Origin of the sequence: Microbispora sp. H10670 (assembly GCF_014161385.1) — a bacterium.
In the GTDB taxonomy this organism is placed as follows: Bacteria; Actinomycetota; Actinomycetes; order Streptosporangiales; family Streptosporangiaceae; genus Microbispora; species Microbispora triticiradicis.
On the sequence record NZ_JABBWW010000011.1, the window covers coordinates 1 to 22922 of the forward strand.

A 22922-nucleotide genomic window follows, 5' to 3' on the forward strand; every position below is an offset into this window, starting at 1 on the left:
CATCGGGTAAGACCCACCGGCACCGGCTCAACCGAGGCGGCGACCGGCAAGCCAACAAAGCCCTCTATCTCGTCGTCCTATGCCGTCTGCGCTGGGACTCCCGCACCCGCGCCTACATGGAACGACGAACCAAACAAGGCCTGTCCAAGAAGGAGATCATCCGCTGCCTCAAACGCTACGTCGCCCGAGAGCTCTACCGGATCATCACAGCGAACGATCAACAAGTCGCCGCTTGACATCCATAGGAGCATCCAGCCTGAGCTATACCGCGATCGGTTCGTAACGGGTGTGGGCGTCCTGCCCGGGCGGCGAGCCGGGGGCGGGACACCCGGCCTTGGGCGACGCTTGGGACGGGCGGGGTTGCCTCCCGTCCCCGGCCAGGGGGACACCGGGGACGGGACGGCGGAGGCGGCCCCTGCGGGAACAGGACGTCCAGCGCGCCGGGCCTGCCGGTACACGGTCGCCGGAACCACCCGACCACCCCGACTACGGAGACCACCGTGACCACGGAGGTGGCGGTGGCGGCGCGGCGACGGACCGCCGCACTCCCTACGGGATCTTCCGCAGATAGCGGGCCGCGGCCCAGCCGGGGATGCCGTCGGCGGTGTCCACGGCCACCCAGCCGTGGTCGGCGGCGCAGGCTCCGGCGATGGTGCCCTGAGCCGGGCCGATCTTCCCGACGGGGACGTGACCGAGCCCCGCGCTCTCGCGGACGTTGAGGTAACCGCCCTTGTGCACGTGCTTCAGGCGGTAGGCGCACGACAGCGAGGGCCGGCCGCTGAGATCGAGCCTGTGCAGGTAACGGGCGGAGGCGAAGCCCGACGCGCCGTCGGCGGCTCTCACCGCGATCCAGCCGTGGGTGACGGCGCAGGCCCCGGCGAAGCCCCCGTCGGACACCCGCAGCCTGCCGACGGGGGCGTGCCGGCGCCCCGCGCCCTCGCGTACGTGGAGGAAACCTCCCGCGCTCACGCCCCGGAGGCGGTAGGCGCACACGCGTCCGGGGGCCTGCCCGGCCTGGCGCGCGGCCTCCTGACGGGGGCCGGCGGCCGCGTGCCGCCCGGGGCGCTCCGGCGGGCGGACGGCCTCCCGGTGCGGCACGGTGGCCACCGATCCGCCCGGTGCGGGCGGCCGGGCCGCCGCGAAGCCGTACGCGGGACGGCCGAGCCACCCCGCCGACGCCCACCCCGCCGAGGCCCACCCCGCCGAGGCCCACACCGCCAGCGCGGGAACGACGATCCTGGCCACTCTCACGATCTCTCCCTTCGGGTCGCGTCGCTCGACGCCCGGCGAGGGGACCCAGGCCTGCTCCACTCACCCGAAGTTGTGATCTGATTACCGTCCGTTTACACCTCGCCCGGCGCCGGGGCCGCATTTTTTACCCGGCTTCGCATCCGGCGCGGGTTCTCACCCGCCGTGGCCGCCGTGGAAGGGCGTGGTCACCCCTTCGTACGCCAGGTGCAGCATCATCCCCAGGTCGGCGTGGCTGAGGTTGTGGCAGTGGTTCATCCACAGACCGGGGTTGGCGGCGCGGAACGCGACCTCCCACACCTCCCCGGGCCGTACGTCGAAGGTGTCGAGCCACAGAGGGCTCCCGGTGGGGGCGCGGCCGTCACGCGCGAGCACCAGCACCCGGTGACCGTGGAGATGCCAGGGATGGGTGTCCCTGCCCCGGTTGACCACGGTGAGACGGACGAGGTCGCCCTCCGCGACCACCTGGGTGGCCACGTGCGGATAGGCGCGGCCGTTGATCGTGTGCGCGTAGATGGGCAGTCCGTCCCCGAGCGCGAGCCCCCGGTCGAGCACGAGCGTGAACCGCCGGTCGAAGCGGGACCGCGACGTGTACGGCGTGGACGCCGGCGTGCCGTATCGGGTGAGGTCGAGCTCCGGCCACCCGGCCGCCGCCGCGGCGTCCTCGGCGTCCGTGACGTCGCCGGGGTGATCGGAGCGGGCGGTGGGGCCCGCGGTGCGCTCGGCGCCGGGAGCGTCGTCGGTTGCGGAGCCGTTCCCGGCGCCGTTCCCAGTGCCATGACGGGGGCCGTGACCGGGGCCGCTCGCCGCGGTCGTGAGCCGTACGGCCTCGGTGCGGTCGTCCACCCGCAGGACCACCGGGCCGGACGGCATGGTGAAGGCGAGGTCGTACCTGCCGCCCGCCGGGAGCCTCAGCCCGGCCCGGCTCAGCGGGCCCGGCCCGCTCAGGTCCGTTCCGTCCACCGCCACCAGCCGGTAGACCGTGCCGGCCAGGGTGAACCGGTGCGGGGTGTTGTCGGTGTCGACCAGGCGGAGCCGCACCGGTGTGCCCGGCGCCACCTCCTGGAGGACGGGCTGGTCGTGGTCGCCCACCACGGTCGTGCCCGCGAAGGTGTGCACGGGAAGCGTGAGATCCACGCCGGTGGTCGCGGACCCTCTCGGCTTCACGACGAGCATGCCGTAGAGGCCCATCCGTACGCCGATGTCGGACACCTCGTGCGTGTGGTACCAGTAGGTCCCCGTCTGGGCGGCGACGAACCGGTAGACGAACTCACCGCCCGGCGGCACGGCCTCCTGGGTGAGTCCCGGCACGCCGTCCTCTCCCGAAGGCACGTCGTAGCCGTGCCAGTGCAGGGTCACGCCCTCCGTGATGTCCGCGTTGCGCAGCCGCACCTCGACGAGGTCGCCCTGTTCGGCGGTGATCGGGGGACCGGGAACCTGTCCGTCGAAGGTCCAGGCGGCCACCTTCCGGCCCGAGGACAGCGTGACCGTCGCCGTGCGCGCCGTCAGCGTGAACCGGCGTACGGTCCCGCCGGGCGCGGGCGCCGACGGTCCGCGCAGATCCGTGACCGGACGGACGGGAGCGGATGCCTGGGTGGACATGTCATGCCCCGGCATGTCGTGGCCGCCCTCGGCGGTGGCCGGGGCGACTGCTCCGGCGGTGGCGGCGACCGGGGTGGCGGCTTCGGCGGTGGCGGCGGGGAGGAACGTGAGGGCCCCGCCGGCCAGGGCGGCGACGGCCGTCGCCGCCGTCGCCGCACGAAGCAGCGGGACCCGCGGGGTCATCGCCCGCCAGGTCAGCAGTACGGCCCCCGCGACGACGGCCAGGAGGATGAGAGCGCTGCCGGGCTCCGCCGGGTACCCCAGCAGGAACGTCTGGACGGGGCCGGCCGCCGCCGCGTACCCGGCCCCGAGCAGGGGGACCACCACCGCGGGCGACCTCGCGGCGTCCCGGCCGGCCTCCGAGGCCGCGCGGGACGCGGCCAGCAGCCGCGGCCCGGCCGTCACGGCGGCGACGACACTCGCCGTCAGGAGGAGCGGCAGGGCGATCGTGACCTTCTCCTGGACGAACCACCAGCCGGCCCCGGCCAGCGCGAGAACGGACCCGGCCCGGGCCGGTGACGCGACCAAGGCCCCCGCCATCAGGGCCGCGGCCGTCCTCGGGCGTCGGGCGGCGGCCGCCGCCCCCGCGCCCACCCACGCCGCCGCGGCCAGGACCGAGACGAGCAGGTCGAGCACCATGAGCCGGTCGGTGGTCACGACGCGCGCACCGCCGGGCCGTCCACGGCGCCTTCCTCGACCCGCGCGGGGCCGGCCGACGCGAGCCGACGGGCCCGGCCGAACACCGTGCCGCAGACGCCCATCACCGCCATGCCGTTGAGGGCGTGCAGCCCGAGGATCGCCAGGGAGAGCGGGGTGGTGTTGCCCGCGGCGTCCTCGAACGCGCCGCCGAGCACGACGATCAGCGCCTGTACGACGACCAGGCCGACCGGCAGGACGGTCAGGCCGATCAGCCGTCCCGGCGCCCGGGCCGCCGCGGCGGCGGCGGTGGCCACCAGCGACAGCACGGGGATGACCAGCATGCCGTTCATGCTGTGTGCGGCGAACGAGGAGTCGTCCTGTGGTTTGTCGAACGCGCCGACTGCCGCGAGGTACATCTGGACGACGGCGGCGGCGAGCAGCAGTCCCGCGAATACGGCGTAGACCTTGCGCACGGCGGTGCTCCCTTCGATGAGCGGACTGTGGGGATCACCGGGATCGTGTCCCATGTCGAACCGGCGCGTCGTCCCTCCGTGAGAGACACGTCGGCTACCGCTCGGGGAGTACGCGGGCGGACGTTCCGTCCACCCCGGCGGCGCTCCGATCGTCGCCGCCGGGGGCCGCCCGCGTCGTCGCACGCCGGAAGGCGCTTGCGGCTACCGCCGCCGCATCAGCGGCGCGTCCCACTACCGCTCGGGGAGTACGCGGTCACTGCGGCCAGTTGGCGATGATGCCGGGGGTGATGGCGTCGCTGTGGCAATTCAGCGTCGCGCGGCGGGCCCGGTCCACGACGCAGACCTTGACGTCCACGCGCTTGATCTGGCCGTCCGACGACAGCCGGAACGTGCTCCGGGGCGCGCAGGTCGTCCGCGGCAGGGCCCAGCCGGTGCCGCCGCCGATGTAGTGGAAGCGCGCCCGGACATAGGCGCAGTGGCCGCCGTGCGCGTCACGGTCGTGGAGGCTGCCGGAGACGACGAAGGTCTCCGCGCTGAACCGGGTGATCCAGACGTCGGCCTTGGCGTAACCGTGGTGCCCGGCCCGCGACCGCACCGGCCCCCAGTGGATGAGCGGCGCCGCGGCGGACCGGGTCCTCGCGGCCGATGCCGTGGTGGTCTGTGCCGGGGCAGCCTGGGTGAAGGCGGTCTGGGTCGCGGTCCTGGGCGTGGCGGCGTGGGCCGGAGCGGCCAGCGGGCCCACGGCCGACACGGCCGCCAGCAGTCCGCCGATGACGAGGTTCTTGCTCATGTCGGCCGACCCTAGGGCCGGCGCCTTGGAGGGACCTTGCATCCGTCTTGTCCCCGGACAGTGCGGGCCTGCCGCCTCCGCACACCGGCCCGCGCACCGGCCCGCGCACCGGCCCGCGCACCGGCCCGCGCACCGGCCCGCACGGCTCCCGCGGGCGTCCTCCCGGACGGAGGGCCGGTTGGACCAGGCGGTGCGGTGACAGGTTCGTCATCCGCCGCGCAGCAGGTCTTCGGCCTGTTCCACCACCTCGTCGACCGTGACCCCGGTCACCCACGACTCGTCGTGCGGGCACCGCCCCGCACGCGGGTCGAGCCCGCTGACGCCGCAGACCGGGCACTCGGCTGTCCAGGACATCAGGGACCGATGCCGGGTGCGGGTGAGCGGCCCGGCGTTGATGAGGTTGCCGCACCAGTAGACGCCCACGGTCGCGGTCCCCACCGCCGCGGCCAGATGCCGCGGGCCGGTGTCGTTGGAGATCACCAGGTCGCACCGTTCGTAGAGCGCGGCCAGGCCGCCGACGCCGAGGGTGCCGACGGCCGTGACGGCGGGCCGCCGCATCGCCGCCGCCACCTTCTCGACCACCTCGCGCTCCGCCTCGACACCGGTGATCACCACAGGCCGGCCGAGCCGGTCGGCGGCCTCGGCGAAGTGACGCGCCGGCCAGCGTCGCCGCGGATCGGTCGCCCCCGGGTGGACGGCCACCAGGCCGGGCGGCGGCTCGCCGTACACGCGGGTCAGTTCGGCCCGGTCGGCGTCGGTCACGGCGATCCGCGGATCGAGCGCCTCGGACGTCCCGCCGACCAGCGCCGCCACCTCCAGGTAGCGGAGGGTCTCGTGCTGGAAGTAGACGTACGGTACCCAGAGGTCGAGCCGCTCGGCGTCCGGTGAGCACAGCCCGGCCGTGACCCGGGCGCCGATCGCCCTGACGAACGGATTGGAGTAACGGCCGCCGCCGTGGATCTGCACGGCGAGGTCGAACCGCCGCTCGCGCAGTTCCTCGAACAGGCTCTCCGGGGCCGCGTGGCCGCTCGCGGCCGAGGAGACGCCCGAGATGGGCGGCAGGGCGACGACATCGTCCACCGGACCCGGCCTGCCCTCCAGGAAACGCGCGTGCCAGGACCTGGCGAGGAGGGTCAGCCGCGCCCCCGGATAGGCCCGGCGCAGCGCCTCCAGGGCGGGCATGGCGAGGACCAGGTCACCGAGGGCGTTGGCCCGCAGGACCGCGATCCGGCCCACCCCCTCGATCACGCCGCCCATCGCCGTCCCCGTCGCCGGGCCCCCGTCTCAGGGCCGATCACCGTCCCTTTCGCGGTGCCGGTCGCGGTGTCGATCGGCGGGTCGATCGGCGCGGCCATCACCGCGCCCCTGCCGCCGCCTCGAAGACGTAGTCGTAGCACTCGGCGCCGCGGTCGATGATCGTCGTCGGCAACTCCAGGTGGTAGGCCCGGCTCGGCAGCAGTCCCGCCCCGCCGTACCTCTCCATGACGCGCAGCTGCGCGGCCACGTCCTCACCCGCGTGCCGGGTTGGCACCGAGCGCCAGAAGTCGAACCCGCCGCACTCCAGCAGCCGTTCCCGGTCGTACAGCACGCAGCCGCCGATCCACGCCACCTTGTACGGCCGCCACTCGCGGGGGCCCGGGGCGCCGATGTGCTCCTGCGCGAGATGCAGCGGATTGGACGCGTTGTGCAGGGTCCACCGCCGCCAGGCCGGCGACTCCCGGCGCACCCGCTCGGGCCGTACGCCGCCGGTCCACTCCTCGTACGGTGCGAGTTCGGCCGGGCGGACGTCGTCGCGGTAGGACAGCCCGTGCAGGGCGAAGCCGACGAACCCGCAGCACAGGCCGTTCATCGCCGCCAGCAGGACCTCGATCGCCTCCGGCTCCAGCCAGACGTCGTCGTCCAGGTACAGCGCGAGCCGCCGGTCGGCCCGGTCGAGCAGGAACGCCCGCTGCTCCGCCATGCCCCGCGCGGGCAGGTGACGACGGACGTCCACGGGCCGGTCACGGTGGCCGAGGATCCGCACCTGCGCGGCCACCAGCCGGTCCCCGGCGACCGGCTCCCGCGACTGGTCCGAGATCACGACGCGGAACCCCGGCGCGGTCTGCGCCGCCAGACCCGCCAGCGTGACGGCGAGCGCACCGGGGCGATCCCTGGTGGGCACGAGAACGTCGAGGTCGGACGGGGTGAACATGCGCGGCTGATACCCCTGGGGTCGTACGGCAAACAGCGCCGCCGAGCGGCCGCCCGCGCCCCCGGCCACTACGGCTTTGGCGGCCCGTTGTCATCCGCCCGGCGGTGCCGGACATAAACAGGTGCGGGCGGACGGAGGGCGGGACATGGATGTCGGAGCAGGTGGTCAGGTTCACGCGGATGTTCGACACCTGCTACGAGAGCGTCCTGCGCTACGCGGCACGGCGGGTGGGCGAGGACACGGCCGGTGACATCGCCGGGGAGACGTTCTCCATCGCCTGGCGGAGGCTGCGGGACGTGCCGTCGCGGGACGCGGACGTGCTGCCCTGGTTGTACGGGGTCGCGCGGCGTGTCATCGCGAACGAGGAACGCCGAGAACGGCGGAGCGGGCGCCTGCTCGCCCGCCTGGCGAGCTTCGCGTGGTCCGGGCGGACGGTCACCGGCGACCACGGCGAGGACGTGGTGGCAGCCGCCGCACTGGAAGAGGTCCTCCGCCGCATGAGCCCGGCGGATCGGGAGATCCTCCGGCTGATCGGCTGGGAGGACCTGTCCGTCTCGCAGGCCGCGGTGGTCTTCGGATGCTCGTCCGCGGCCATGGCCGCCCGTGCCCGCCGCGCCCGGCAGCGCTTCCTCGCCGCCCTGCGCGACCACGGGGTGGCGGCCACCCCTCCCGGCTCGCCGCGGTCCGGTCCGCTTGAGAGGAGCGCGGGTCATGACCGATGACCTCACCGACGTACGGCGGCTGCTCGCGCCGATCGACCCGGCGCCGCCGGAGACGTTCGCCGGAGCCGCGTGGACTCCGCGGGCGCGGGCGACGCTGCGGGGCATCGTCTCCTCGCCGCCGGATGCCACCGTGAACCCGGCAGCGGATCCCAAAGCGGACCCTGCGGCGGGGCGGCGGCCCGGCCGGTGGCGCGCCTTCGACGTGGCGGCGAGGCGCAGGGCAGTCGGGCGCCTCTCGGTCAGGCGCGCGACGATCACGGGCCTGACGGCCGGGTGTGTGGCGGCCGCTCTTCTAGCGGGGATCACGCGGTGGGTCCCCGCCGACGAGCCCGCCGCCCGTGTCCCGACCGTCGCCATGCTGTCCTACCACCGATCGGGGGGTGAGTCGTCGATGACGGGAAGCCTGCCGTCCGCGCGTCCGATACTGCTGCGCCTGGCGAAGGCCGCCGGACGGCAACCGGAGCCGGTCAGACCGGCGGCCGCCGGCTACAGCTACCTGCGGCTCAACGAGTGGAACCTCAGCGTCGCCGTCTCCGGCGGTCGCACCGGCACCGCCGTCGTGCCCACGGTCACGGAGCAGTGGACGCCGCTCTCCCCGGCGGACCAGGTGCGGCGGGTCGAGCGTCGTGGCGCGCCGATCGTCATCGGGTACGGCAGCGAGCGGACGGCGGCGGCAGCCGCCGCCGGAGCCCCCGAGTCGGACGACGTGTTCGCGGCGGACGCCGTGCTGTCGAGCCGGTCGCCGGACCGGCTGCCGCTGGACGCCGCCGCCCTCCGCCGGGCACTCCTGCCGCCGGGACCCGTGCCCGCCGACGTGACCGAAGCCGAGGAACTGGTCCGGGCCGTCATCGACCTCCACAGCGAGTGGAACGTCCCTCCCCGGCTCTCGGCCGCCCTGTGGCGGATGCTGGCCGGCTGGCCGGGGCTCGGCTACCTGGGCCGGACGACCGACCGGGCGGGCCGGGCCGGAGAGGCCGTCGCCCTGGACGTGACCAGGGGACTGCCCAGGAGGCTGGTCCTGGTCATCGATCCCGGGACGGGCCGCCTCGACTCCAGCGAGGAGATCCTCACCACGGACGCCGGAAAGCTCGGCGTCGGCGTTCCCGCCGTCATCGGCTACCGGCTGTTCCTCCGCCGGGGATGGGCCCCAGACGACCGGACCCCGGGGTGAACCGGTGAGCGCGGCGGTCAGGTGGGGTGGTCGGAGAGGCGGTCGGGGCGCCGGAAACTGATCCGGCGGCGTCCCGGGCACCCGTTCGGGCCGCGTTTTCCGGCGGTGTCGTCGGACGGCTGCGGCCGCCCGTTCGTGTGCGCCGGGCCGTGCGCCTCCGCGCAGTGGGGCTCGGCCGGGCCGCCGATGGCCAGCAGGTCCGGAGGGGCGTGGTCGACCTGGAGTGTGGTGTGGGCGATGCCGTACTCGTCGTGGACCATCCGCTGGGCGGCCTGCCGTACGGCGTGGCAGTCGGAGCCGGGGGCGACCAGGATGTGCGCGGACATCGCCGGGTAGCCGGAGGTGACCTCCCAGATGTGGAGGTCGTGCACCTCGACCACGTGCTCCAGAGCGGCGGTCCTGCGGCCGATCTCGGCGGGGCTCATGCCCGCGGGGGCGGCCTCCATGAAGACCCGTCCGGAGTCGCGCACCAGGCCCCACCCCGCCTTGAGCATCAGGGCGGCCACGACCAGCGCGGCCAGGGCGTCGGCCCGGCTCCAGCCGGTGGCCCACACCACCGCGCCGGCGGCCGTGGTCGCGATGAACGCGAACAGGTCGTTCAGGATGTGCTGAAAGGCGCCCTCGACGTTGAGGCTCGACCGGTTCGCCCTGCTCAGCAGCCAGGTCGCGGCGAGGTTGACCACGATCCCGGCGAGACCCGTGGCGACCACGTACGCGCCCGCGACCTCGGGCGGCTCGATCAGCCGGCGTACGCCCTCGTAGACGAAGTAGACGCTGAGCAGCAGCAGCGTGATGCCGTTGATCTGCGCGGAGATGATCTCCGCGCGTTTGAGGCCGTACGTGAAGCCGCCCTGGGGCGGCCGGGCGGCGATCCGCATGGCCACGATCGCGAAGGCGATCGCGATGGCGTCGGTGAGCATGTGCCCGGCGTCGGACACCAGGGCGAGGGAGCGCGCGACGAAGCCGACGACGACCTCGGCCGCCATGAAGCCCAGGATGAGCACCAGCGCGGCGGTGAGCAGCCGCCGGTCGGCCTCGGCGCTGACCGCGTGACCGTGCCCGTGACCGTGCGCATGCCCGTGCCCTTGTGCCTGTCCCGTCCCGCGCCGGTGTCCCTGCGGGGGTTCGTGCCCTGTGCCGGATTCACCCATGCCGGATTCACCCATGCCGGTCTCACCCATCGTCTCGGTCCTTCTCCTCATGCGTGATGTGCGTGATCGCCAGATCGAACAGCAGTCGCACGTGCGAGTCCGCGAGGCGGTAGTAGGCCATCCTTCCCGTACGCCGTACCTTCACCACGTTGTGGGCCCGCAGCAGGCGCAGGGCGTGGGACGCCGCGGACATGCTGTGCCCGGTGGCCGCGGCGAGGTCGCACACGCACATCTCGCCGCCTTCGAGCAGCGCCGCGATCAGCCGCAGCCGTCCGGGGTCGGACAGCAGCCCGAAGATCTGCGCCAGGTCCTCCATCGTCTCCGGGCCCGGCATGACCCGCCTGACGCTCTCCACCCGGTCCGCGTCGACCACGGGGAGCGCGCAGGAATCGGCGGTCTCGATGTCCACAACGATTGAACGGTCGTTCACATGAAGAAGTTTAGGTGACCGGACCATGCTGTCAACGACGCACCGCCCGGGACGCCCGCTCCAGGGGATGGTGATGGACCGATCCACCCAGGAGGATCTTAATTCCGCAGGTGGTGCCAGCAATTGGGCCTTCACTGTTAGGAAACCTTCTTTTATATTTGCGCCACCCCCAGCAGTGAGGAGCACCACATGCGAAGAGCGCTGACCTTCCTCGCGACGGCGTCGGTCGTCATCGGTGCCACCGTGTTCATCGCCTCGCCCGCTCAGGCGCACGGGTACATCTCGTCGCCGCCGAGCCGGCAGGCGATGTGCGCGCAGGGCCGCGTCCCCAACTGCGGCGACATCGTGTACGAACCCCAGAGCGTGGAAGGACCGAAGGGGTTGCGCAGCTGCAGCGGCGGCAACGCCCGGTTCGCCCAGCTCGACGACGAGAGCAGGCCGTGGCCCGCGACCAGCGTCGGCAACACCGTCACCTTCACCTGGTCGCTGACCGCCCGCCACTCGACGAGCACGTGGGAGTACTACATCGGCGGCACGCGGATCGCCGTCTTCGACGACCACGGCGCGCAGCCGCCGGCCACCGTCAGCCACAGCGTGAACCTCGGCGGCCGCACGGGCCGGCAGAAGGTCCTCGCCATCTGGAACGTGGCCGACACGACGAACGCCTTCTACGCCTGCGTCGACCTCCAGATCGGCTCGGGCGGGACGCCCAGCCCGAGTCCGACTCCGACGCCGCCGCGCACCCCCTCGCCCAGCCCGTCTCCCAGCGCCTCTCCCACCCGCAGTCCCTCGCCGACCCCGACCGTTCCGGGCGGCACCTGGGCGGCCGGCACGGCGTACAAGGTGGGAGACCGGGTCACCTACGCGGGCGTGACCTACCGGTGCATCCAGGCGCACACCGCGCTCACCGGCTGGGAGCCGCCGAACGTCCCGGCGCTCTGGCAGCGGGTCTGACCCTGAGCCCGGCTGCTCTGACGCGGACCCGTGCTCCCCGCGGGCACGGGCCCGCGTACGGCCGTACGCGATTCAGGCGACGTGGACGTGGACCTCGGCGCCGTGCGCGAAGGCCCGGGAGTACGGGCACATGCGATGGGTCTCGTCCACCAGCCGCCGGGCGGTCTCGGGTTCGACCCCCGGCAGGCGTACGGTCACGTCCGTACTTATCGTGTAGTCGTCGGCGGCGCCCCGCTTGCGCAGCGTGACGGAGGCGTCGACGGTGGCGTCGGCGGTCCGGGTGCCCTGCCGTCCGGCGACCAGGGTCAGCGAGTTGTGGAAGCACGACGCGTACGCCGCCGCGAGCAGTTGCTCGGGGTTGGTCTCCCCGCCGGGCCCGCCCAGCTCCGGGGGCGCCTTGATGCGCACGTCGAGCAGGCCGTCGTCGGAGGCCACCTTCCCCAGGGCGGACGAGGCGCGGGCCGTGTAGAGGCCGTCGTACGATCCGTCGCCCCCGCGCTCGCCCCGCCGCTCCCGCCCCGGCCCGCCTTCCCGGACCGGGCCCGGCCGCGCCGCCTCGCCGGCCCGCTCACCTGTCCGGTCCTCCGGCTGCATGAGCCCGGTGAGCTCCGCCTCCACCCCGGGGCCCGAATAGTCGGGCCCCGGCGCCCGGTCGCCCGGCCGGTGAGTGAATCGCCGTATTTCCTCGCTCATCGCGTTTCCCCCGTCATGGATCGGCGGGTGGCCTACCCCCCTGACCTGCCCAATATCGGAATCCAGGGGCAAAAATTCACCTGTGCTACCGTCCCCGCAGGATCTGGGCGACGAGGAGTGGATCGGTATGAGCGGTGTTCGGTGGGGCATCCTCGGCACGGCGAACATCGCCGCCTGGGCGTTCCTCCCGGCGTTGCGCGAGGCGGGCGGCGGCACGGCCGCCGTCGTGGCGGGTCGCGACCTCGCACGGGCCGAGGCGTACGCCGGGGAGAACGGCGTCGAGCGTGCCGTGCGCGGGTACGAGGCCGTGATCGAGGACCCGGACATCGACGCGGTCTACGTCCCGCTCCCGAACGCCCTGCACGCGCAGTGGACGATCGCCGCCCTGGAGGCGGGCAAGGCGGTGCTGTGCGAGAAGCCGCTGTGCCTGACGGCCGCGGAGGCCGAGAACGTGATCGACGTGGCCCGCCGGTCGGCCCGCCCGCTCTGGGAGGCGTTCGTCTTCCCGTTCCACCCGCAGACGGCCCGGCTGCGTGACCTCCTCGAACAGGGCGTCATCGGCGACCTGCGGGAGATCTGGTCGTCCTTCCACTTCCGGCTTGAGGGCGCGGAGAACATCCGGCTCGACGCGGCCCTCGGCGGCGGCGCCCTCTACGACGTGGGCTGCTACTCCGTACGGTTCGCGCAACTGCTGTTCGGCCGCGAGGCCGTGGCCGGTCACGCCGCCACCGTCAAGGGCGAGGCAGGGGTGGACATCGAGACCGCCGGAGTGCTCGAATTCGATCCCGGCCGCCTGCTGCTGAGCTGCAGCTTCGACCTGCCGTCCACGACGTACGCCCGGCTGGTCGGCACCGGCGGGGAGATCCGCCTGACCAATCCCTTCCACCCGAAGCCGCACGACGTGCTGGAGGTCTGGCGCGAGGAGCGGCTGGTCGAGCGGCACGAGCCGGGGGAGGGTTCGACGTTCTCCTGGGGCATCCGCCACATCCACGAGGTGCTGCGTGGCGAGGCCGAGCCCCGGCACACCGCCGCCGACGACTCCCTCGGCACCGCCCGCGCCCTCGACCTGCTCCGCTGACCACACCCTGCCCCGGAGCGCCGCGGACGCGGACCGCTGCATGGCATGCATGAGCGATGGCGACCCCCGGCCGTTCGACGCGGTGCTGAACGTCGAGGCGGCCCGGGCGCTCGGCATGACCGGCGTCCTGTTCACCGGTGTGTCCCACCTCGAAGCCGCCCTCACCCCGCTTCTCGGCTGACCGTCAGGCGAGCGTGGTCAACCAAGGCTCTCCCTGGGTCTGCCGGTCGAGTCACCCTGGGTCCCGCTGCGCGCCTGTTCTGCTTGGCTGTTCAGCCGTACCAGGCGACGTGAATGATCTCCACCAGGCGTCGATACTCGACGATCAGGTAAGTGACCATGCCAGAACCGCCGTCCCCGAACGTCTGTGTCCGCATCGGGGCGTCGGGACGCTCTCTCACGAAGGGGTTGCCGCTCCACGGTGCGACTTGGAGGAACACGGTCACCTCGTGGAAGGCCCCGAGCGCTTCCGCGGGAAGGGCGGTGATCTGCTCGTCTACCTGTTTGCTCTTGCCGACCGAGTACATCTAGAGGCCGAGATCCACGCCGAGCTGGGACGCCCGTTCGGCCAGGACCTCCCGCAACGGTCTCCCCGGCACGTATTCGCCGCCCTCGATCTGTTCTTGCACGCGAGCGCCGTGTTCCAGGACCGCTTCGTACTCCCCGGCGGCCTTCATCCTGGCCATGTGCCACCAATGTGCGAGCAGGGCGTTGACGGGCGCGAGGTCCAGTTCTTCGGTGGCCTTGGCCATGGCCCGCCGATAGTCCACGTCGAAGTAGTCGCGATCGGCCGGAGGAAGGCACGCACGGATGTTGCGTGGAGTCCGATCGGCCATCAGGGACTCCACGATCTGGTCAGGGCTCCGACCGCTGGTCATCTCGTGCGACTCGGCTGTCATGTGCTTCCCCCTCACGATCACGGTAGCCCTGGGCGACACCTCGAACCGAGCTTAACCGTCAGGGCCGACAAGCCTGGCGGAACCTCGGGACGCTGGTGCCGGAAGATGTGACGGGATGGATCTGCAGCGTGACGGCACCGGAGAAGGCGGCCTGCCCGTCAGGGGTGCTTGCCCGCGAGGGCGAGCTGGGTGAGGTAACGCTTGACGATGCGCCCGCCGTACCGGCCGTCGATGAGAGCCGCGATGCAGCCGAGCAGCCCCGCGCGGGCCTCGGCGGGCAGGGCGCGGTGGCCGGAGTAGGTATTGAGCAGGTCGAGATACTCCCGCGTCGTGTAGGCGTGGTCCCACTCGTAACGATGGAACCGCACCGGCCCGAAGCGGCCGGAGTCGTCGATCTCGCCGCTGTCGTACGGGATGTCGTTCGCGGGCGTCAACCGCAGGCCGGGCGGCGTGGCGGGGTCCCACCGCTCGTAGCAACGCTGCACCTCGGCGAAGAACGCCTCGCTGCCACCGGCGACGTGCTCGGTCGAGACGACGGCCAGCAGGCCACCCGGTCTCAGGGCGTCGGCCGACCTGCCCACCCGTGTGGCGGGATCGAGCCAGTGGAAGCTGGTGGCGGCGAAGACGACGTCGAACGGCTCCGGTGGCAGCGGCCACTCCTCGAAGGCCGCGTTGACCACCTCCACGCCGGTGAACCGGGCGAGCTTGCGGCGGGCGAGTGCCGCCATCTCGGCCCCCAATTCGACCGCCGTGACCGCGCAGCCGCGCCCGGCGAGGGCGACCGTGGCCTGACCGGTGCCGCAACCGATCTCCAGCACCCGGCTGCCTTGGGGAATGTGCTCGAACATCGCGGTCGGGTAGCCGGGCCGCGTCCGGTCGTACAGGGCGGCGTCCTCGGTGAAGGTACGGCGCAGCATCAGCCGGTCGTCGTCGTTCACGCCCGGCTACCGGAGCAACGGGTTTCGCGGTTGAAGAGCGCCTGCCTTGTCACACCTTGTCACGTTACCGGCCACGCTTCCGACGTTCATGTCATTAGTTCGCGCCCGAGCCGGGGAGGTCGAGTCGGCCCGGAATGTTCTTGGCGACACGTCGCCCGTTGTCCGCGAAGGCCAAGGGCAGGCAGGGCTGTGCCGGCGGCGCGCAGGACGGGAGGGTCCGCGGCTCAGTCGCGTACGACGCCGGCGATGACGGTGTTCACCATCTTGTGCACGGCGTCGGCCTGGGGCGGACCGCCGTCGCGGTCGGCGAACAGCAGGTGCGAGGCGCCGAGCAGCGTGGGAGCGAGCGTGTCCACGTCGGCGTCCGCCGCGATCCGGCCCAGATCGCGCTCGGCGGCGAGGTAGGCGGCGAGCATGGCCGCGGCCTCCGTCAGGAGCGGAAGGCCCTGGCCGGGCCTGGCCTGACGTAACCGGGCGCGCAGGCCGTCCCGGGAGATGATCAGGCCGACGACCGCGACGGCGACTGAACCGAACAGGTCCGTCAGCACGTCGGTGAGGTTGCCGGCGACGGTGCCGGTCCCGGCGGACTCGCGCAGAGCGGCGGCCTGCCGGTCGAGCCTGGCGATGCCGTCGAGCACCAACTCGGCGAGGAAGGCGTCGAAGTCGGCGAAGTGCCGGTGCAGGACACCCTTGGCGCAGCCCGCCTCGGTGGTGACCGCCCGGCTGGTCAGCGCACTCGGTCCGTCCCTGAGCAGCACGCGCTCGGCGGCGTCGAACAACTGCGTGCGTACGTCGCGGAGGGCCACTCCCGTCGGCACCGTTCGTCCCTCCTCTCCGCCACCATCGACTTTACCGGTGCCGCCTCCTCGGTCTTCGAAGCCGGAGGACCGAGTGTGCGACTCCACCACCGTGGACGGATACGAAGGTCAGGTCGTCGCCGGGTCCGCTACTCGGTGAACAGCTCGTGGGCCGAGGTGACGGTGACGGCCCGGCGTACCCAGGTCCGCAACTGGTCCAGGTCCTGGCACTGGTGGATCCGCTCGCGTACGTCGTCGGGAACCTCCAGCCCCCGGGCCTCCAGCACGTTGAGGATCGCGTCGCCCTCGCCTTTGGCGAGCCAGTGGGAGAAGTACTTCTCGCCGAGGTGCTCGAAGTCCTGAATGGTGGTCACCATCTCCTCCAGACGCTTTGCCGTCACCATGGTAGCGAGTTGCATACTTCCCACCCGGGCGGCCGTGAAGGGTGGGATCGGGGTCCCGGTCGCGACATGGAGGAGCTCCAGCGCGGTTTCCGGCCGGTTGTGGATGAGGGCGATGGGCATCTCGTGGTCGAGTCCTGGCATGGACTACATATTACTTTGAGTGGTGGATCGATTACTCTAAGTTCGAAAACGACGCCGAGGGTGAACGCCGTTGACGAGTGGGCATGTGCCCACTATAAGTGGGCACATGCCCACTTTTGAAGGTGCACCCCACAAGGCCAGGCAGATGGCGGAGTCGTTCGGTGTGGACGCCGAGCGGTACGACCGCACCCGGCCCGCGTATCCCGACGCCATGGTCGAGCGGATCGTCGCCGCCAGTCCTGGGCCCGAGGTCCTCGACGTCGGCTGCGGCACCGGCCTCGCGGCACGGCAGTTCCGGTCGGCGGGCTGCCGGGTGCTCGGCGTCGAACCCGACGCGCGGATGGCCGCCTTCGCACGCCGCGGCGGGATCGAGGTCGAGGTGGCGACGTTCGAGGCCTGGCACCCCGCCGGACGGACGTTCGACGCGGTCGTCGCCGGGACGGCCTGGCACTGGGTCGATCCGGTCGCCGGAGCGGTCAAGGCCGCCGAGGTGCTGCGTCCCGGTGGCCGGCTGGCGGCGTTCTGGCACGTGTTCGAGCCGCCGCCCGCCGTGTCGGAGTCCCTCGCCGCGGTCTACCGGAAGGTGCTGCCCGGCTTCCCGCCACAGGACGGCGCGCCGCCGAAGTCGGCCCTCGACGGATACCGGCCGCTGCTGGACAAGGCCGCCGACGGCATCCGGGAGGCGGGCGCGTTCGGCGAGCCCGAGGAGTGGCGGTTCGACTGGCAGCGGTTCTACACGCGCGATGAGTGGCTGGACCAGTTGCCCACGTCCGGCCTGCTGACCCGGCTCCCGCCGGATACGCTGTCGGAGATGCTCGCCGAGGTCGGGGCCGCGATCGACGCGATCGGAGGCGGCTTCACCGTCGCCTACGTCACGGTGGTGGTCACCGCCGCGCGCCTCTGACCCGTACGGCGGAAATGTCCGGAGACGGAGGTGATGCTCATCGAGACGGCACCCGGCCGCCATCGGGAAATCAACTCGGTGTAATGGCGCATGGTCAGGTTCGGGTCGTAGGACGCCTCCCGACACCCGAGGAGAACCATGCGCCGGCGACTCGGTCTTATCGTCGCACTCGTCCTGACCCTTCTCACTCTCGTCGTTCCCGCCGCGGCGGCGTCGCGGCCGCTGGTGGTCGCTCATCGCGGCGCGTCGGCGTACGCGCCCGAGAACACCGTCGCCGCGTTCCGGCTGGCCCGTGACCAGGGCGCCGACATGTTCGAACTCGACGTGCAGGAGACCGCGGACCATCACCTGGTGCTGATGCACGACACGACGCTCAGCCGTACGACCGACGTGGAGAAGGTCTTTCCCGGCCGGTCGCCGTGGCGGGTCGGCGACCTCACGCTGGCCGAGATCCGCGGGCTGGACGCCGGCTCGTGGTTCTCCCGGAAGTACGCCGGAGAGCGGGTGCCGACACTCGGCGAGACGCTGCGCGAGATGCGCGGCAGCGGGCTCGGGTTGCTGCTGGAGATCAAGGAGCCCCGGCTCTACCCGGGAATCGAGGCCCGGGTGGCCGAGGAGATCGGGCGCGACCCGGGCTGGCGGGGCCGGATCGTGGTGCAGTCGTTCGACTGGGAGTCGATGCGCCGGTTCCACCGCCTCGTGCCCAGGGTGCCGATCGGCCTGCTCGGCACGCCGCCGGTCGCGGACCTGCCCCGCCTGGCGGCGTTCGCCGAACAGATCAACCCGCCGTACGCCGGTGTCACGGCCGGCTACGTCCGCCGCGTCCACAGGCTGGGGATGAAGGTCCTCGCGTGGACGGTGGACGCGCCCGCCGCCGTACGCCGCCTGACCGGCGCGGGTGTGGACGGCGTCATCACCAACAGGCCGGACGTCGTAGGGGAGGTGGCCGGTTGATGGTGTTGGCCTGACCCGGACGCGGGCAGATGTCCCTCCCGCCTGTTGAAGGGAGCAGCCCATGGGACGCGGCGTGGACTTCGCCAGAGCCGAGTCGCTGGACGACGTCGAACAGGAGCTCACCGAGGCAGAACGCGAACGGCTGCGCGAGATCACCGAGGAACGCGACGAGAACGCCGGTTAGCGCGGAGCGGGTCGTCCCGCTTCCGGAGGCCGTACGCCGGGCCGGTGCGGCCCTCGCGCATCTGGGCCTGACGCCCGACCTGGTGGACCTGGGCGAGGGCCGGGAGCCGGCCGCCTGGCACTGCCGCCTGCGCGGGCCGGACGGTGTCCCGGCGCCGTCGGCGGAGGGCATGGGCAAGGGACGGCGCGCGGAGGCCCGTGCCGGGGCCCTGTTCGAGGCGCTGGAGCACTACCTGACGGGCCCGGCGCTGTTCGACCCGGCGGCGGTGGAACCCGTCGAACCGGCCAGGATCGCGGCCGGGCCGCTGCGGGCGGACGCGTCCGCCGTCCTGCTCGACGGCCGATGCGCCGCGCCGCTGGCCTGTCATCGGTATCAGGGACCCGGGGGCGCCGTCCCGGTGCCCCTGTTCCTGTCCGCCCCCTGGTACGTCGAGGCGGACGCGGCGCGGCTGCGCGGGCGGGCCGGTGACGCCCACGACTACACCGGTCTGATGAGGTACAGCTGCAACAGCGGATCGGCCGTGGGCGTCACCGCGACGGAGGCGCTGCTGCACGCGCTCAACGAGACGATCGAACGCGACGCGCTCTCCCTGCTGCTGGTGCGCGCCTTCCTCGGCACGGGCGAACGGCCGTCGGTCGTCGATCCGCGCACCCTGCCGCCCGAGCTCGCCCGCGCCCACGCCGTGGCCGGTCAGGTCGCGGGAGCGCCCGTCCACCTGCTTGACATCACCGGTGACCTGAGGGTTCCCACCATGCTCGCCTACGTCGCGCCGACGCCGGACCGCCCGCACCGGCGCGGAGCCGGAACCTCCCTGAGCCCTGCTCACGCCGCGTGGCGGGCGCTCACCGAGCTTGTGCAGACCACGGTGGGTGAGCGCATCCAGCGCCGGGGGGACGCGGAACGGCTCGCCCGGTATCCCGAACTGCTGGCGTGCGGGCGTTTCGACCTCACCGAGCATCTGCACGCGGCCCGTACGGTTCCCTTCCCCGAGGACGGAGCGCGGCCGGGCCGTCCCCGGGACCAGCTCCGCGAAGTGGCCGCCCGCCTCGGCGCGCGCGGCTACACCCCGCTCACGCGTACGGTGGCCGTTCTCCCCGGGCGGATAACGGCCGTACACGTCGTCGTGCCGGGCCTGGAACGCTTCATGCTGGTCGTGGAGGGCAACCTCGTCCTGCCCGGCCCCCGGGGGCGGGCCGCCGCGCGGCGGCCCGATCTACCGAAGGCTTGACCTGCCCGCGCGCACATGTACGAGCACTTTCCCACACCATGCAGATGTCCTTCTTACTCTCCGGGGAGGGCGGTTCGCATGATGGCCTTGTGGAGAGGTCGAGGTGGCATCGACGGCGCAGCTCGAGGACCTCGGTGGTGCTGGGGATCCTGTTCCTGGTATTGGGCCTGCTGTTCCTGTGGTGGGTCAAGCAACCGACGCTGCCGAGAACATCGACGCGCATCAAATCGCTGAACGTCGCGACGCTCATAAGCCTGGCGACCGGCGCTGTGGGCCTGGTCAACGGGATCCTGCCGCTCATGTCCTGGTGGTTCAGGTCCAGTGGACCGCCGCCGGCCCCCACCCGCAGCGATGTCGACACCGCCAAGGACGCGCTCGCCGGTCTCGTGGCCGAGCAGTGGAAGGACGAGACGATCCTGAGGTCGCTGGCGGACCCCGAGCCCATTCCGGTGCCGTGGCGGTCGACGGAGCACGCCGAGCTGATGGACCACCCCCGCCTGATCGCCAAGGATTTCGTCAGCTTCCCCAGCCTCAACGCGGACCTCGCCGGCATGGCGGCCGACTTCCGCGGGCTGCGATGCCGCCGCCTGGCCATCATCGGGGGCCCGGGATCGGGCAAGACGACCCTCGCCGTGCAACTGCTGATGGAACTGCTCCGGACCCGGCTCCCCGATGAGCCCGTTCCTGTGCTGCTTTCGGCGGCGCGCTGGGACACCGAGGTCCATCCCCGATTACAGGACTGGCTGGCCGACTGCCTCGCCGTCGACTATCCCGCGCTGACGGCGGACGAGTTCGGCCCCGACGCGGCGAGGACGCTGGCGGCGCGCCGCGAGGTCCTGCCGGTCCTCGATGGCCTGGACGAACTGCCGGGGCAGGCGCGGGCAGGGGTGCTCCTGGCGCTCAACCACTCGATGGGCGACCACGACCAGTTGATCCTGACCTGCCGTACGGAGCAGTTCGCCGAGTCCGTCGACCTGCTGGGAAACGTGCTCACCGCGGCGGCGGTCATCGAGCCGGGGGAGATCACCGCGGAGACGGCCGCCGACTACCTCCAGGCGTGCCTGCCGCCCAGGCCGCAGTTCGCCTGGATGCAGGTGCTCAACGCACTGAGAAAGGGGAACGCACCGGCCCTGGCCGAGGTCACCGCGACCCCTCTGGGCCTGTGGCTCGTCCGCTCCGCCTATGTCGTCACCCGCCAGGACCCCGCGCCGCTGCTCGAACTCGGGCGGGCGGACGCGGCCCGTCTCTACGACCACCTGTGCGACCGGTTCATCCCCGCCCTCGTCGGCTCGCGTACGCCCGCCGCGGACGCGGCCGAGCCGTTCCGGCCCCGGCACGCCTGGGACCCGGAGCACGTGCGCCACTGGCTCGCCTACCTGTCGGGCCAGATCCTGACCGCCGGGGAGGACACGCGCAATGTCGCCTGGTGGCATCTGGCGCGGTACGCCTCCACCAGGACGGTCCGGCTCATGGTCGGCGTCGCCAGCGGGATTCTGGTGGCCATCCTGATCACGGCGGTGACGCACACGCCGTCCGCCGGAGTGGCGACCGGCCTGCTGTCCGCGATCGCCGTGTTGCTCATGACGAGGTCGTGGTTCACCGAGCCGCCGGGCCACGCCGGCTTCCAGGTGCGCGGACGGATGTCCCTGCTCGGCCGTACTTTGGCGGACGCCGTGGTCGCCGGCCTGATGGGCGCGCTGGTGGGCTGGCTGTCGAGCGACTACAAACCCGACGGGGCGCTCAAGATCGGAATGCTGTCCGGGCTTACATACGTGCTCACCGTCGGCCTGATCCGTTGGGTCGAACACCCGACCAGCACCGCGACGGCGCGCTCTCCCCGGTCGACCTGGCGCGCAGACCGCAACCTCACGCTCATCCGGGCGCTGTGCGGGCTGGGCGTCGGTCTGACGGTCGCAGCCGTCGGCCTGGTGGCCAAGCTGAATCCGCCGGCCGTGCTCGTGGGCGGACTGCTGCTCGGGCCGCTGTTCGGGCTCATACTCGGCAGCCACCACGCCTGGCTCGCCTACACGCTGACGATCCCGCGGCTCGCCAGGCGCGGACGGCTGCCGCTGCGCGCCATGTGCTTCCTCGACGACGCCCACCGCCTGGGCCTGCTGCGCACCGAGGGGCCGTTCTACCAGTTCCGCAACGTCGAGTTGCAACGGCGCCTGGCGCGTGACCACACACTCGAGGAGCGGAGGGACTCGCCATGACCGAACCGACCCGGTTCCCGGCCCGCGACCTGTGCGGGACGATGCTGGTGCACCGCAGGCTGCTCAACGAGAGCATGACCTATCGGGCGCGGCGTGCGGCGATCGAGACCCGGGCCCTGCGGTACGAGCAGGGGCGGCGTGGCCCCGTCCGGACCGAGGTGGTGACCATCCCGGTCGTCGTGCACGTGGTGCACGACCGGGCCGTGCCGGCCGACGACATCGCCGACGAACAGATCCACAGCCAGATCGAGGTGCTCAACCGGGACTTCCGCGCGGCGAATCCGGACGTGGCGAAGGTGCCGGACGTGTGGAAGGCCCTGGTGGCGGACGCCCGGGTGGAGTTCCGCCTGGCCACGCGCGGGCCCGACGGCGAGCCCGCGACGGGGATCGTGCGCGTCGCCACCGACCGGCACGACTTCACCGTGGACGACGGCGTGAAGTCGGGCGCCACCGGAGGATCGGACCCGTGGCCGAGCGACGAGTACCTGAACCTGTGGGTGTGCCGGCTTCGCGGGGGCCTGCTCGGGTACGCCCAGTTTCCCGGCGGTCCGCCGCAGACCGACGGCGTCGTCATCCTCAACACGGCCTTCGGGACGACGGGCACGGCGGCCCACCCCTTCGACGGCGGCCGTACGGCGACCCACGAGATCGGCCACTGGCTGGACCTCTACCACGTCTGGGGAGACGACGACGGCGCCTGCACGAGCGACGACAAGGTCGCCGACACGCCGAACCAGGCGGACGCGAACTACGGGCTGCCGGCTTTTCCCCGCGTCACCTGCGGCAACGGCCCGAACGGCGACATGTTCGTGAACTACATGGACTACACCGACGACGCCGGCATGTTCATGTTCACCCGAGGGCAGGCCGCGCGGATGAACGCCTGCCTGGAGGGCGTGCGGGCCTCTTTCCTCGTCTCGCCGGCGGCGAAGGAGGCACCCGCGAAAGAGGCACCCGCCACCGAGGAGCGCCTCACGCGGGCGATGCCGGAGATGTGGCATCCCAGCCACGACGGGGACGTGGAGCGGCTGCTCCAGGACAGCGAGCGGCTGACCACCGAGGTGCTGAACGACATCCGCGCCGCGATCGGCATGGTCGGCGGCCACCCGGACAGGTGA

26 protein-coding genes are annotated in these 22922 nt (G+C 72.4%); 12 read left to right on the forward strand and 14 right to left on the reverse strand.

Annotation, left to right across the window (positions count from 1 at the left end; translation table 11 throughout):
• Window positions 1-236, forward strand: a 236-nt coding sequence (locus HHX33_RS17185; protein ID WP_182874168.1) for a transposase, incomplete at its 5' end; no start/stop codon positions are given.
• 313 nt (window positions 237-549) lie between these two features.
• Here the strand turns inward: HHX33_RS17185 and HHX33_RS17190 are convergent.
• The 6 genes from HHX33_RS17190 to HHX33_RS17215 form a co-directional block, all read right to left on the reverse strand.
• Complete coding sequence (locus HHX33_RS17190) at window positions 550-1251, reverse strand: hypothetical protein (protein WP_182875488.1); 702 nt, start codon at window positions 1249-1251, stop codon at window positions 550-552.
• Window positions 1252-1404: 153 nt separating this feature from the next.
• Complete coding sequence (locus tag HHX33_RS17195) at window positions 1405-3507, reverse strand: multicopper oxidase family protein (RefSeq protein ID WP_182875490.1); 2103 nt, start codon at window positions 3505-3507, stop codon at window positions 1405-1407.
• On the reverse strand, window positions 3504-3962 hold the full coding sequence (locus HHX33_RS17200; protein WP_182875491.1) for a DUF6220 domain-containing protein: 459 nt from the start codon (window positions 3960-3962) through the stop codon (window positions 3504-3506). Before HHX33_RS17200 ends, HHX33_RS17195 begins: the two co-directional genes overlap by 4 nt.
• Window positions 3963-4215: 253 nt before the next feature.
• Complete coding sequence (locus tag HHX33_RS17205; RefSeq protein ID WP_182875493.1) at window positions 4216-4752, reverse strand: hypothetical protein; 537 nt, start codon at window positions 4750-4752, stop codon at window positions 4216-4218.
• Window positions 4753-4959: 207 nt separating this feature from the next.
• Window positions 4960-6009 (reverse strand): glycosyltransferase family 9 protein, encoded by a 1050-nt coding sequence (locus HHX33_RS17210; RefSeq protein ID WP_182875494.1) that lies wholly within the window; start codon window positions 6007-6009, stop codon window positions 4960-4962.
• 97 nt (window positions 6010-6106) lie between these two features.
• Window positions 6107-6943 (reverse strand): glycosyltransferase family A protein, encoded by an 837-nt coding sequence (locus tag HHX33_RS17215; protein WP_182875495.1) that lies wholly within the window; start codon window positions 6941-6943, stop codon window positions 6107-6109.
• Window positions 6944-7092: 149 nt separating this feature from the next.
• On the opposite strand from HHX33_RS17215, the gene HHX33_RS17220 reads away from it, so the two are divergent.
• Together HHX33_RS17220 and HHX33_RS17225 are read left to right on the forward strand one after the other, a co-directional pair.
• The gene (locus HHX33_RS17220; RefSeq protein WP_182875496.1) at window positions 7093-7665 is read left to right on the forward strand and encodes an RNA polymerase sigma factor; all 573 of its coding nucleotides are present in this window, start codon (window positions 7093-7095) and stop codon (window positions 7663-7665) included.
• Window positions 7655-8836 carry a CU044_5270 family protein gene (locus HHX33_RS17225; RefSeq protein ID WP_182875497.1) on the forward strand — a complete coding sequence of 394 codons (1182 nt, stop codon included), beginning with the start codon at window positions 7655-7657 and terminating at the stop codon, window positions 8834-8836. Before HHX33_RS17220 ends, HHX33_RS17225 begins: the two co-directional genes overlap by 11 nt.
• Before the next feature lie 17 nt (window positions 8837-8853).
• On the opposite strand, the gene HHX33_RS17230 is transcribed toward HHX33_RS17225, so the two are convergent.
• Together HHX33_RS17230 and HHX33_RS17235 are read right to left on the reverse strand one after the other, a co-directional pair.
• Window positions 8854-10017 (reverse strand): cation diffusion facilitator family transporter, encoded by a 1164-nt coding sequence (locus HHX33_RS17230; protein WP_259402571.1) that lies wholly within the window; start codon window positions 10015-10017, stop codon window positions 8854-8856.
• Entirely contained in the window at window positions 10010-10417 is a 408-nt protein-coding gene (locus HHX33_RS17235) for an ArsR/SmtB family transcription factor (protein ID WP_244302135.1), read from the reverse strand. The genes HHX33_RS17230 and HHX33_RS17235 overlap by 8 nt, the downstream gene beginning before the upstream one ends.
• Window positions 10418-10606: 189 nt before the next feature.
• Here HHX33_RS17235 and HHX33_RS17240 point away from each other — a divergent pair, with 189 nt between their 5' ends.
• Window positions 10607-11371, forward strand: a complete 765-nt coding sequence (locus HHX33_RS17240; protein WP_182875498.1) for a lytic polysaccharide monooxygenase — start codon at window positions 10607-10609, stop codon at window positions 11369-11371.
• 72 nt (window positions 11372-11443) lie between these two features.
• Here HHX33_RS17240 and HHX33_RS17245 read toward each other — a convergent pair whose 3' ends face one another.
• Window positions 11444-12064 carry an Ohr family peroxiredoxin gene (locus HHX33_RS17245; RefSeq protein WP_220501900.1) on the reverse strand — a complete coding sequence of 207 codons (621 nt, stop codon included), beginning with the start codon at window positions 12062-12064 and terminating at the stop codon, window positions 11444-11446.
• 127 nt (window positions 12065-12191) lie between these two features.
• Between HHX33_RS17245 and HHX33_RS17250 the strand changes: the two genes are divergently transcribed.
• Together HHX33_RS17250 and HHX33_RS36135 are read left to right on the forward strand one after the other, a co-directional pair.
• Window positions 12192-13142 (forward strand): Gfo/Idh/MocA family protein, encoded by a 951-nt coding sequence (locus tag HHX33_RS17250; protein WP_182875500.1) that lies wholly within the window; start codon window positions 12192-12194, stop codon window positions 13140-13142.
• Between the two features lie 49 nt (window positions 13143-13191).
• A complete protein-coding gene (locus HHX33_RS36135; protein ID WP_259402572.1) occupies window positions 13192-13323 on the forward strand; it encodes a hypothetical protein in 132 nt (43 codons plus the stop codon).
• A 91-nt stretch (window positions 13324-13414) separates the two neighbouring features.
• Here the strand turns inward: HHX33_RS36135 and HHX33_RS17255 are convergent, their stop codons facing one another.
• From HHX33_RS17255 to HHX33_RS36140, 5 genes are all read right to left on the reverse strand, one after another.
• On the reverse strand, window positions 13415-13669 hold the full coding sequence (locus tag HHX33_RS17255) for a hypothetical protein (protein WP_182875681.1): 255 nt from the start codon (window positions 13667-13669) through the stop codon (window positions 13415-13417).
• Window positions 13670-14041, reverse strand: a complete 372-nt coding sequence (locus HHX33_RS17260) for a DUF6247 family protein (protein ID WP_182875501.1) — start codon at window positions 14039-14041, stop codon at window positions 13670-13672.
• Window positions 14042-14199: 158 nt separating this feature from the next.
• A complete protein-coding gene (locus HHX33_RS17265; RefSeq protein WP_220501901.1) occupies window positions 14200-14979 on the reverse strand; it encodes a class I SAM-dependent methyltransferase in 780 nt (259 codons plus the stop codon).
• Window positions 14980-15203: 224 nt separating this feature from the next.
• Window positions 15204-15797, reverse strand: coding sequence for a TetR/AcrR family transcriptional regulator (locus HHX33_RS17270; RefSeq protein WP_182875502.1), 594 nt, complete (start codon window positions 15795-15797; stop codon window positions 15204-15206).
• 128 nt (window positions 15798-15925) lie between these two features.
• Window positions 15926-16321, reverse strand: coding sequence for a hypothetical protein (locus HHX33_RS36140; protein ID WP_259402573.1), 396 nt, complete (start codon window positions 16319-16321; stop codon window positions 15926-15928).
• 106 nt (window positions 16322-16427) lie between these two features.
• Here HHX33_RS36140 and HHX33_RS17280 point away from each other — a divergent pair, with 106 nt between their 5' ends.
• The 6 genes from HHX33_RS17280 (at window position 16428) to HHX33_RS17300 (ending at window position 22922) form a co-directional block, all read left to right on the forward strand.
• Window positions 16428-17225, forward strand: a complete 798-nt coding sequence (locus HHX33_RS17280; protein WP_259402574.1) for a class I SAM-dependent methyltransferase — start codon at window positions 16428-16430, stop codon at window positions 17223-17225.
• Window positions 17226-17363: 138 nt separating this feature from the next.
• Window positions 17364-18179 carry a glycerophosphodiester phosphodiesterase gene (locus HHX33_RS17285; protein WP_182875503.1) on the forward strand — a complete coding sequence of 272 codons (816 nt, stop codon included), beginning with the start codon at window positions 17364-17366 and terminating at the stop codon, window positions 18177-18179.
• 61 nt (window positions 18180-18240) lie between these two features.
• A complete protein-coding gene (locus HHX33_RS36145) occupies window positions 18241-18363 on the forward strand; it encodes a hypothetical protein (protein WP_259402575.1) in 123 nt (40 codons plus the stop codon).
• Between the two features lie 82 nt (window positions 18364-18445).
• Complete coding sequence (locus HHX33_RS17290; RefSeq protein WP_182875504.1) at window positions 18446-19591, forward strand: YcaO-like family protein; 1146 nt, start codon at window positions 18446-18448, stop codon at window positions 19589-19591.
• Window positions 19592-19725: 134 nt separating this feature from the next.
• On the forward strand, window positions 19726-21804 hold the full coding sequence (locus tag HHX33_RS17295; RefSeq protein WP_182875506.1) for an NACHT domain-containing protein: 2079 nt from the start codon (window positions 19726-19728) through the stop codon (window positions 21802-21804).
• Window positions 21801-22922: a zinc metalloprotease gene (locus tag HHX33_RS17300; RefSeq protein ID WP_220501902.1), complete on the forward strand. Its 1122-nt coding sequence runs from the start codon at window positions 21801-21803 to the stop codon at window positions 22920-22922. The genes HHX33_RS17295 and HHX33_RS17300 overlap by 4 nt, the downstream gene beginning before the upstream one ends.